We start from the raw sequence: 9,642 nt of genomic DNA, 5'->3' as shown, positions 1-9,642 counted from the left end.
GGTTGCGAGCAACGTTCACGACGTCGTCGCGGAACTCCTTGGGGTAGGGCTTGGGCACGGTGAACATCCTTCCAGCGGCGCCTCACGGCACCACAGATCAGATGTCACCTACTCGTGCAGCAGTCCCGACAACTCGCCCAAGGCGCACGAAACGCTTCCGAGTTCTCGCCCGCTGCTGCAAGGCGGGAAGAAGCGAGTACACGGCACGTCCCGCGCACTCCTACCCCTCATTGCAGCACCATGAGCACATGACAAAGCCGGCCAAGCCCTGCGCAGAGGTTGACTGCCCCGGCGCAGACCAGACAACCGCATACATCTGGGGGCCCAACACAGTTGACGAGAAGGTCTTCGAAGTCTGCCGTCCGCACATGATCGAGTTCACCAATAAACGGACGCCAGAGGTGACCACAGATGGCCGTCTGCACTCGCGACGGCATCAAAGCCCTCACGAAGATGAAGCCTGAACTGAACGGTTGGCGTCCCCGCCATACGAGGCAACAAAACGCCGCACGAGCGCCGTCGACACCTCCGGCGGGGTTCCCAACCCGATAAGCAACGCCAAGCGAGACCCCCGGGCGTCGCAGCTAAGACCGCCGCAAATGCGGGGACGGACCCCGACGCATACTCAGCTGCTCGTCATTAACCGACCCTCAACGCCGGTACCGAGCGCTACGTCCTCTGCAACGCAGAAGCCGCCTGCGGGGAACGACAGCCAAGCCATCACTCCCCGCAGGCACCTCTTCACACCAGCGGCCAGTCCTCGTAGCCCACCCGCATGACCCGCGGACTTCGAGGCGACCTCGGCGACCGCGCGCTCCGGACCCGAGGACTCGGCGGAGAACGCACCTTGTGCGCCTTGCTCACCTTCCAGATCAGCCGCTCATCAACAGCCTCGCCGAGATACCGACCCGTCCGAGCATCGAACACCTCAGACTCGACGAACTTGCCGACATGCGAACCGTCCTGCCGGAACAGCTGATCACCGTCACGAAAACCGAACGATGCACCGCTCCACGTCCACAACCAGCCGTCCATGACCTACCTACGGTCCCGCGGCGGATTCGGGTCATTCCCCGGAGCCACCGTGTCCGAGTCCCGCAACCGGCCGTCACGCCCGTGGATACGGACCTCACCACCACCGGCGTTGCGGACGATGTCCCGCGCACGATCAGTCGCCTCGGCCTGCGTCCGAGTGTGCGCACTCGCCCGCGAAGCGCCAGGCGCCCGCACATCCCAGCCACCGTTCTTACCGGGAACCACATGCCGATTCTTCTCAGCCACCGTCTACCTCACCCCTTCCACGACTAGTTCTGCCAGGTGACGAACTGGAGCCGATACCCACCGGCAGCGCAATAACGTCACCAGCGGTATCGCTGCGTTATTCAAGTCTCACTCAAGTCACATCGGAGTCTCACCGATACGCTATTCGAGTCTCACGCAGCCGCGATTCCAGTCTCATTTACCTTCACATTTCCCATCAGCTGTCGAGTTGCATCCGAGAGTCACTCCGAGTTTCACGGCCCGACAGACGGCGGCATCGAGTCCCTCGGCGGGTTCAGGTGGCGGGGATGAAGCGGCGGAACGGTCCTGCGGGTGAGTGCGGCAGTCCGATCAGGTGTGTGCCGGACACCGGCTCGGTGCTGGCGAGGTGACTGCCGAGCATGGAGGTCAGGCTGGCGGCGACGGCGGCGATGTCGGCGGCGGAGCCGTGGAAGGTGGGGACGGAGCATCCTCGGGTTGGGATGAGTTCGTCCTGGGTGGACACGTCCTTCCAGAAGGTGTGGAAGGGCTCCAGCGCGCCGTCGGCGGTGACCGTCTTGCCGGTCTGCTGGTCGATGGTGTTCGGCCCTGAGGGGTGGGTGCGGTCGCTGACGGTGAGCAGTCCGAGAGTGCTGGTGCCTGCATCGGTTGCGACCTGGGCGAGCAGCGGGCGATCTGAGGCGGGGGCCAGTTGGTCGAGTAGTTGGCCGATGGCGCGGGAGATGGTGGCGTCGATGATCAGGTCGGTGTCGCCCAGGAGTGTCGCGAGGTCGTCCGGGATGACGCTGGTGTGTGCCTCCACTGTGATGTCGTCGCTGATGGCCGAGAGGCGCTGGCGCAGCGCTTCGGCTTTCGCTTCGCCGATGTTGGCCTCGGTGAAGTCCTGACGGACGAGGAGTCCTCCGGTGACGGTGCCGGGGTCGCAGAGGATGAGGCGTTTCGCGCCCGCGCGGGCGATGAACTCGGCGATCCAAGAGCCGAGGCCCCCGCAGCCCCAGATGTGGATGGTCTTGCCTTGGTAGGCGTTGGTGGGGCGGTTGGTGTCGCGTCGGGTTGTGACGCTGTCCCGTTCGTCGGACACGGTGCACCACTCCACGGGTGTCTGGTTGTCGAGCGTCTCGGCGTTGATGTCGATGATGGGGTCGCTTCGGTCTTGGACACGTAGGCGGAGTTCGTCGGCTGCGGCGGCGGGCAGTCGGCCCGCGAGGAGGTGGGGTGGTCCCCCGGTGGGGTGCGGGATCGCGAGGATGAACGCTTGGGGTGTGCCCGCCGGGTTTCGGCTGGCGGCAGCCGCGAGCGCCGTGAGGAAGGCCGCTGCTTGAGGTAGGGGCGGCGGAGCGGCGAAGGCGCCGGGCGCGATCGTGGTGTCGAGCAGGGTCAGTAGGTCGTGCAGTCGGGTGCCCGCCCCGAGGGGTAGCGGGTCGGTCACCTGGAAGACCAAGGTCCGGTGTTGGTCGGGATGACCGGCGCCGTAGTGGAGGTCCTGGCGGTGCGCCGATCGCACGGTGAGGACGGCGGGCTGTGCCTTGACGGGCTTGCCGGACTCGCGGACGACGATGGTGGGGGTGCCGGGCGTGAGGTGGAGGATGCCGCCGACGGCATGGAACAGGGCCGCGTCGGGGTTGAATCGGGCCGCTGCGGCGTCTGCCAGCCACTCGTGCAGTCGGTCGATCGCGCTGGCGAACCCTCGCTGCGGGTTCCATTCGCGCGCGGGATCGAGGTAGGTGCAGAGCCGCCGTCCTTGCAGTACGTGCGGGTAGCCGAGGAAGCGGTCGTGGTCGACCTCAACGAGCGGCGGTGATAGCCGGTTGGGGCCGATCCGCAGCAGGAACTCCTCCCGCTCGCGCAGCGGGAGACCGCGAGGCGCGCGGGGCAGGTCGCCGGTTCGCAGCCGGATGCGCGCTTGAACGAGTCCGAGGTCGGTGAGCCGGGGTCGATCGAGGAGTTGCAGGTCTTCCGGGAGGGCGGCTGCGACTGCGCGCAGTTCACGGACGGCAGTCTTCTGCCAGTCCGTGAACTGGTTGGGCTTCCGCTTGGTCACCGACGGTGTGGCTCGTTACCCGGCTCGACCGGAGCGGCCGGATGAGGAGGTGCCGGGGGGTTCGTTCCCGCCGGTGACCCCGCCTGCTGCTCCTGCGTCGCCGAACTTGGTGCTCGACGAGGAGGACTCCGGCGCCTGGAACTTGTCGCCGAAGAGCGCCTGCCACTTCTTGACGCTCTTCTCCTCGTCGGTCTCGTGGTAGGCGTCGTGGATCTCGCCCGCATGGGCGTGGATGCGGTCGCGGAAGTAGGCGTAGGTCTCCTGGCTCCAGCGGTGGTCGAAGGTGACCGACGGGTTGGAGGGGTCGACGATCGACGGCTTGATGGGCCGTGCCTGGAGCCACTGGTCGAGGTCGCTGACCATGTGCAGCAGGGCGGTGGGCAGGTCGCTGTAGTAGCCGGGGTCGCTGATCTTCTTCCACTCGGAGACCTGCTCGCCGAGGAGGGTGGTGAGGAGAATCGACCTGGTGCCGGTGAAGGAGTTCTTGTGGTCGCGCAGGAACTTCAGCAGTCGGATCACCTTGCGCAGGTTGCGATTGGCGATCTTGTCCTTGTCCTTCATCCACTGGGTGAAGCCGGACGGGTTGGTCGTCTCGAACTGCTCTTCGTCCCGGTTGATGATCACCTGGCGGCCGTCGCCCAGGATCACGTACGGGACGATGTCGACGTGCATCTTGTTGTTCGCGTACTCGACGTAGACGCACCGACACTTGCGGTTGTGCGGCATCTCGCCGTAAACCGAGTGACGGTGGATGACGCGGTAGACGGCGTTGATGTACTCCTGCACGTCGTCTGACCAGTCGGCCTCCTCCTTCATCTGGAGGAGGAAGTCCGCGTCGAACGGCTTGCCGTTCTGCGGGTTGATGATCGTCTCCTGGTCCCAGGACCCCTGCGGGATCTTCTTGATGATCCGCGGGCCGAGGTCCGGGTCCGCCTTGAGGGCCGCGTAGATCGCGTCGACCCGGTCGGCGAGCAGGTCCAGGTTGAACTGGCTGAGGTTGACCGTGTTCTTCAGGAAGTTGCTGAAGTAGTCCGTGTGCTTCATCGGGCATCCCCCGTGGCGATCGTTGGCGAGGCGGTGACCGGCTTGTCCGTTCCGGCCGTGTGGGTTCGATCGAGGCGGTGATCGGTCACGTGTTGACCTGAACCACGGGCGTGTAGGTGCCGTTGTGCCGCTCGTACACCTCGGTGGGTGGCTGGGCGCCGCGCATGAAGGCGCGTCCCATCTCGATGGCCGGGGTCAGCGGTGCGGCGGCGACGAGGTGCCACTTCGTCGCTCCGGGGCAGGTCTTTTCGACCTCGGCAAGCAGAGTCCGCCAGCGGTCGGCGAAGTTCCGCAGCGTGTCGGGGTGCGAGAACAGGCTGGGACCGAAGCGATCGGCCTCGGGCCGGATCTCGAAGTAGGGCAGCCCCTGGAGCGCGTCCGGGAGGTTGCTCTTCTGGACCTCGGCGGTGAGGGAGGCGGCGAGCACGACCTCCGAGGTGGGGGTGGCGCCGATGGTGGCGCTGGTGGAGAAGTCGTGGATCGGGGCGGTGGCGTCCCAGCGCCAGCCCTGATCGCCGTCGCGGTGCTTCTGGTAGAGCCGGGTGTCGGTCTTGTCGTCCAGTCGAGAGCCCAGATAGACCAGCAGCGGGATCGGGGCGATCGCGAAGATCGACAGATGCTCGACCTCGCCGCTGGCGACGGACTGCTCGACGAGTCCGAGCGTGTCGTCGATCTCCTCCTGCGCCGCGCGCCAGTAGGACGAGCGACTCGGGTCACCGGCGATCGTGCACAGGAAGTCGCCCCGCCAGCGGCTGTCGACGAGGCCGAGGTACCCGTCGGTCAGGAGCGCGTCGGCGGTCTGCCGCTGCGAGGCCAGGGCGGTCGCTCCGCGGACCAGTCCGCCGACGCGCAGGGCGGCGGTGCGTCGCATCCCGCCGCTCGTCGCCGCCACCCGGACCCGGTCCTCGTGCTTCTTCTTCAGGGCGCGAAGCCGATCGGTCGTGAAGTACGGCGCGTGGTCTTCGTTGTCGATCAGCCGGTGGCAGGCGTGGCAGAGCAGGAGGAGGTTCTCTTCGGATTCCCGGTCCACGATGTCCTCGGCGAGACCGCGCGGGGAGCCCTCCGTCGCGGTGGCACCAACGTTGTGGGCCAGTTCGCCTACCAGCACGCTGTGCAGGTAGGACCGGCTGCCGAGCAGCGTCGTGGAGCACATGACGCAGCACCCGGCTGCCCTCGCCCAGACGGCGAGGCGGACCGTGTCCTTGATGTCTCCCCGCTTGACGGAGGAGTCCCGGACCTGCTTCGACGCCATGACCTCGACGGTACGGGGAGGGTCTGACAGAACTGGGCGCTCCGTGGTGAGCCGAGTACACCTCGTCGCGGTGGCCTGGCCTCCGGTCCGGCACCCGGCGGGGTGGCGATCTGTTGCGGAGCGGACTGGGCCGCTCGTTATGACGGCTCGACGGTCGTAGTCCGCCATCCTGCGGGTGCGCGGGCCAGGACGGTGACGGCGTTGGCGCGGTCGCGCAGCCGCGCGCTCAGCCGTGTGGGATCGAGGGTGACCACGTGCAGGCTGCCGAAGGTGGCGATGCGGGCGAAGTCGCGGTCGTTGCTCGCGAGCACGAACTGTCCGATTCCCCGCTTGCGGCGTAGCCGTCGGGCCTGTCGGAGGAGCACGCCGTCGGTGCCCTCGGGTTGGTTGCCGCCGCATAGAACGCGGAATGACTGCTCGGCGAGCATGTCGCGGTGGGTGCGGTAAGCGCGGTAGTGGGCGGCGACGATCCGAGGCGCTTGCGGTGGGACGAGCGCGGCGAGGGCTCGGGCGAGATCCGGGAGGTCGTCGCGGGAGACCGACACGTTGTCCAGGTCCCACAGCAACGCGACCGCAGCGGCCACGGGCGCGGACGCCGGGCCTGCGGCTGCGCTCGCGGAGGACATGGCCGGACGGTGGACCAAGCCCCCGACAGTTTCGCCTGGTCAGCCGTTAGCGGTCGGTGCGGTCAGGCCCTCTGCACGGGCTGGGGACCTCAGCGACGCGAGCATTGGGAGGTCCTGATCGAGTCGGTAGTGGACGGCCGCGTCCGGGTAGGCGTCCGTCACGAAGGCCCCGTGCCGACGGCATCCGAGCCGTCGACCGCTCGAACCCGAGGAGGACTCATGACTGTCGCCGCCCAGATGCTGGACACCTACCCGAAGGACCTCGGCGGGGTCGACAAGGACAAGTTGCGGGCCTGCATCGAGGCGTGCGTCGAGTGCGCCCAGGCGTGTACCGCCTGCGCGGATGCCTGCCTGAGCGAAGACATGGTCGCGGACCTGATCAAGTGCATCCGCACCAATCTCGACTGTGCCGACATCTGTGACGCCACCGGGCGGGTGCTGTCGCGGCACACCGGCTACGACGCCAACCTCACCCGCGCGGTCCTGGAGGCATGCGCGGCGGCCTGCAAGGCGTGCGGGGACGAGTGCGAGCAGCACGCCTCGATGCACGAGCACTGCCGGGTGTGCGCCGAGTCGTGCCGCCGTTGCGAGCAGGCGTGCCGCGACCTGATCGCCAGCCTCGGCTGATCACCGGCCGGTGCCCGGCGGCAGCGGGGCGCCCGCCGCCGCCGGGCCGGGGCTCAGCCGCCCAGTTCGGTCAGCAACTGCCGCATCTCGGCGATCTCTGCGTTCTGCGTGTCGCGGATGTCGTTGGCCATCGCCAGCGCCTCGGTGTCCTGGCCCTCACCGGCCTCGGTCGTGGCCATCTCCACGGCGCCGGTGTGGTGCTCGATCATCTGCTCCAGGAACAGCCGGTCGAACTCCGCGCCTGAGGCGGCCATCAGGGCGTTCATGTCGTCCTCGGACATCATTCCGCCGCCGTGGTCCATGCCGCCCATGCCGTTGTCCTCGACTCCCCACTCCTTCAGCCAGCCGGTGAGGGTCTCGATCTCGGGCTGCTGGGCGGCCTCGATGCGACTGGCCAGGTCGAGCACACGCGGGTCTTCGGCCCGCTCGGACGCCATCTGCGCCATCTCAATGGCCTGCTGGTGGTGCGGGATCATGCCCTGGGCGAAGGTGACATCGGCGTCGTTGAAGGCCGCCTCCTCGCTGGCGGACGTGCTGGTCGATGCGGCGCTGCCGCTGCCCATTGAGTCCGTGTGCGAGGCGACGGAGTCATCCGAGCAGGCGGTGAGCGCGAGCGCACCAGCGAGGATGGCAGCGCCGAGCAGGGTGGTCTTGCGGGTCATGTCGATCTCCTGAATACGGGTCTGAGGGAACGTGCGAAGGCGTCGCCGCAGCCGCGAGGCTGGGGACGAGAAGCGCGACGTTCGGCCTAGATCCGCATCAGGCAGAGGGAGTACAGGTCCGGCGGCCGGGGTGGACGCAGCCAGGCCCAGGGGCTGCCGGGGGTGCGGCGGGTGCGTGGCAGTCGGAACTCGGTGAGGCGCCCGGTGAGGACCAGGAGCATCGCGGCGAGCCCGGCGGCAAGGACGGCCAGGCACACCGCCCACAGGTGCCCGGCCGTGTGCGGCGTGCTGTCGTGGCCTGCCGCGAGGGACATGCCGATCGCCGTCCCGGCGACGACGGCGGCAGCGGGGGCGGCGGTCATGGCGGCGGCCGACTCCATCACCGGGCCGACCCCGGCCGCGTGCAGCACAGGGTCGGGCTCGGCCGGGGTCGTGTGGACGGTGCCATGCCCAGCGGTCGTGGTCCCGGAGTCCGCAGCGGCGCACTGGAGGCCGTGCATGGCGAAGACGGCGGCCAGCAGCAGCAGGACCCACCCTCGTCGCCCACGCATGCTGCTCACCTCCGTCCTCGCGTCGTTGATCTCAGGTTAGGTCGGGTCAGCGCGACACCCGGCTCCGGGGCTCGGGGCGCCGCCGGTTCGGCAGCGGGCGCCTCCGGGGCCTCGGGCAGCCGCAGCCGCTTGAGCAGCAGAGCGTTGACCGCGACCAGGAACGACGAACCCGACATGGACAGTGCCGCAATCTCGGGCCGCAGCACCAGCCCGAACGCGGGCTCGAACACCCCGGCAGCGATGGGCAGCGCGATCGCGTTGTAGCCGATCGCCCACCCGAGGTTCTGCCGCATCTTCCGCAGCGTTCCCCGGCCGATCTGCAACGCGATCGGCACGTCGAGCGGGTCCGACCGCATGAGGACCACGTCAGCGGTCTCGATCGCGACATCGGTGCCCGCGCCGATGGCGATGCCGAGGTCAGCCTGGGCCAGCGCCGGGGCGTCGTTCACGCCGTCGCCGACCATGGCCACCCGCTTGCCCGCCTGCTGCAACTCGGTGATCCTGGCGGCCTTGTCGCCGGGCAGGACCTCGGCGATCACGGTGTCGATGCCCAACTGGTCGGCGATCCGCCGCGCGGTCGCGGTGTTGTCGCCGCTGAGCATGACCACCTGCACCCCGGCCTCGTGCAGCGCGGCCACGGCCGCGACCGAGGTCTCCCGCGCAGCGTCGGCCAGCGCGATCACCCCGGCGGCGCGGCCGTCGACCGCGACAAGCACGGCCGTCCGGCCACTGCCCGCCAACTCGTCCCGACGCGCACCCAGAGTGCCGAGGTCAACGTCTTCGTCGGCCATCAACTTGGCGTTGCCGACCAGCACCCGACGGCCGTTGACCTCGGCGCTCGCGCCATGACCGGGCACGTTGCGGAACCGCTCGGCGACCAAGACCGGAACGCCACGCGCGTCGGCCTCGCGGACGACCGCCTCGGCCAGCGGGTGCTCGGACTCCCGCTCGACGGCGGCGGTGAGAGCGAGAAACTCCTCCTCGGCCATGCCCTCGACGACCACGTCGGTGACCTCCGGCTCGCCCTTGGTCAGGGTCCCGGTCTTGTCCATGACCACGGTGTCGATCCGGGCGGCGGTCTCCAGCGCGGTGGCGTTCTTGAACAGCACGCCTCGCTGGGCGCCGAGGCCGGTGCCGACCATGATCGCCGTCGGGGTGGCGAGACCGAGCGCGTCGGGGCAGGTGATGACCACGACGGTGATCGCGAACAGCATGGCCATGGCGAACGAAGCCCCCGCCAACAGCCACACCGCCAGGGTCAGGCCGCCGCCGATCAGCGCCACCAGCACCAGCCAGAAGGCGGCACGGTCGGCCAGCCGCTGGCCCGGCGCCTTGGAGTTCTGCGCCTGCTGCACCAGCGCCACGATCTGCGCCAGCGCCGTGTCCGCGCCCACCTTCGTGGCCCGCACCCGCAGGGTGCCGGTGGTGTTGACCGAAGCGCCGATGACCTCCGAGCCGGTGGCCTTGTGCACCGGCAGGCTCTCGCCGGTGACCATGGACTCGTCCACCTCGGACTCGCCGTCCTCCACGACGCCGTCCACGGGGATCTTCGAGCCGGGCCGAATCAGCAGCAGATCGC

At 68.7% G+C, this 9,642-nt stretch carries 10 protein-coding genes; 1 reads left to right on the top strand and 9 read right to left on the bottom strand.

Going from position 1 to position 9,642, the window contains the following annotated elements:
* Nucleotides 1-741: 741 nt before the first annotated feature.
* The 6 genes from E4P43_RS19320 to E4P43_RS19295 form a co-directional block, all read right to left on the bottom strand.
* Nucleotides 742-1,035, bottom strand: coding sequence for a hypothetical protein (locus tag E4P43_RS19320; RefSeq protein ID WP_135147138.1), 294 nt, complete (start codon nucleotides 1,033-1,035; stop codon nucleotides 742-744).
* Between the two features lie 3 nt (nucleotides 1,036-1,038).
* Nucleotides 1,039-1,260 (bottom strand): DUF2188 domain-containing protein, encoded by a 222-nt coding sequence (locus E4P43_RS20975; protein ID WP_348522240.1) that lies wholly within the window; start codon nucleotides 1,258-1,260, stop codon nucleotides 1,039-1,041.
* Between the two features lie 295 nt (nucleotides 1,261-1,555).
* A complete protein-coding gene (locus E4P43_RS19310) occupies nucleotides 1,556-3,301 on the bottom strand; it encodes a ThiF family adenylyltransferase (RefSeq protein WP_135147136.1) in 1,746 nt (581 codons plus the stop codon).
* Between the two features lie 15 nt (nucleotides 3,302-3,316).
* Nucleotides 3,317-4,345 carry a nucleotidyltransferase gene (locus tag E4P43_RS19305; protein WP_167759256.1) on the bottom strand — a complete coding sequence of 343 codons (1,029 nt, stop codon included), beginning with the start codon at nucleotides 4,343-4,345 and terminating at the stop codon, nucleotides 3,317-3,319.
* Between the two features lie 85 nt (nucleotides 4,346-4,430).
* The gene (locus E4P43_RS19300) at nucleotides 4,431-5,498 is read right to left on the bottom strand and encodes an SAVED domain-containing protein (RefSeq protein ID WP_209313976.1); all 1,068 of its coding nucleotides are present in this window, start codon (nucleotides 5,496-5,498) and stop codon (nucleotides 4,431-4,433) included.
* A 236-nt stretch (nucleotides 5,499-5,734) separates the two neighbouring features.
* The gene (locus E4P43_RS19295; protein ID WP_135147135.1) at nucleotides 5,735-6,181 is read right to left on the bottom strand and encodes an NYN domain-containing protein; all 447 of its coding nucleotides are present in this window, start codon (nucleotides 6,179-6,181) and stop codon (nucleotides 5,735-5,737) included.
* Between the two features lie 261 nt (nucleotides 6,182-6,442).
* Between E4P43_RS19295 and E4P43_RS19290 the strand changes: the two genes are divergently transcribed.
* Nucleotides 6,443-6,850, top strand: coding sequence for a four-helix bundle copper-binding protein (locus E4P43_RS19290; RefSeq protein ID WP_135147134.1), 408 nt, complete (start codon nucleotides 6,443-6,445; stop codon nucleotides 6,848-6,850).
* Between the two features lie 53 nt (nucleotides 6,851-6,903).
* Here the strand turns inward: E4P43_RS19290 and E4P43_RS19285 are convergent, their stop codons facing one another.
* From E4P43_RS19285 to E4P43_RS19275, 3 genes are all read right to left on the bottom strand, one after another.
* Nucleotides 6,904-7,512, bottom strand: coding sequence for a DUF305 domain-containing protein (locus tag E4P43_RS19285; RefSeq protein WP_135147133.1), 609 nt, complete (start codon nucleotides 7,510-7,512; stop codon nucleotides 6,904-6,906).
* Between the two features lie 86 nt (nucleotides 7,513-7,598).
* Complete coding sequence (locus tag E4P43_RS19280; protein WP_135147132.1) at nucleotides 7,599-8,063, bottom strand: DUF6153 family protein; 465 nt, start codon at nucleotides 8,061-8,063, stop codon at nucleotides 7,599-7,601.
* Between the two features lie 5 nt (nucleotides 8,064-8,068).
* Nucleotides 8,069-9,642, bottom strand: a 1,574-nt coding sequence (locus E4P43_RS19275; RefSeq protein WP_135147131.1) for a heavy metal translocating P-type ATPase, incomplete at its 5' end; no start/stop codon positions are given.

Source organism: Blastococcus sp. TF02A-35, from assembly GCF_004571075.1.
Lineage (GTDB): Bacteria > Actinomycetota > Actinomycetes > Mycobacteriales > Geodermatophilaceae > Blastococcus.
This window is presented reverse-complemented; position numbering and strand designations above follow the sequence as displayed.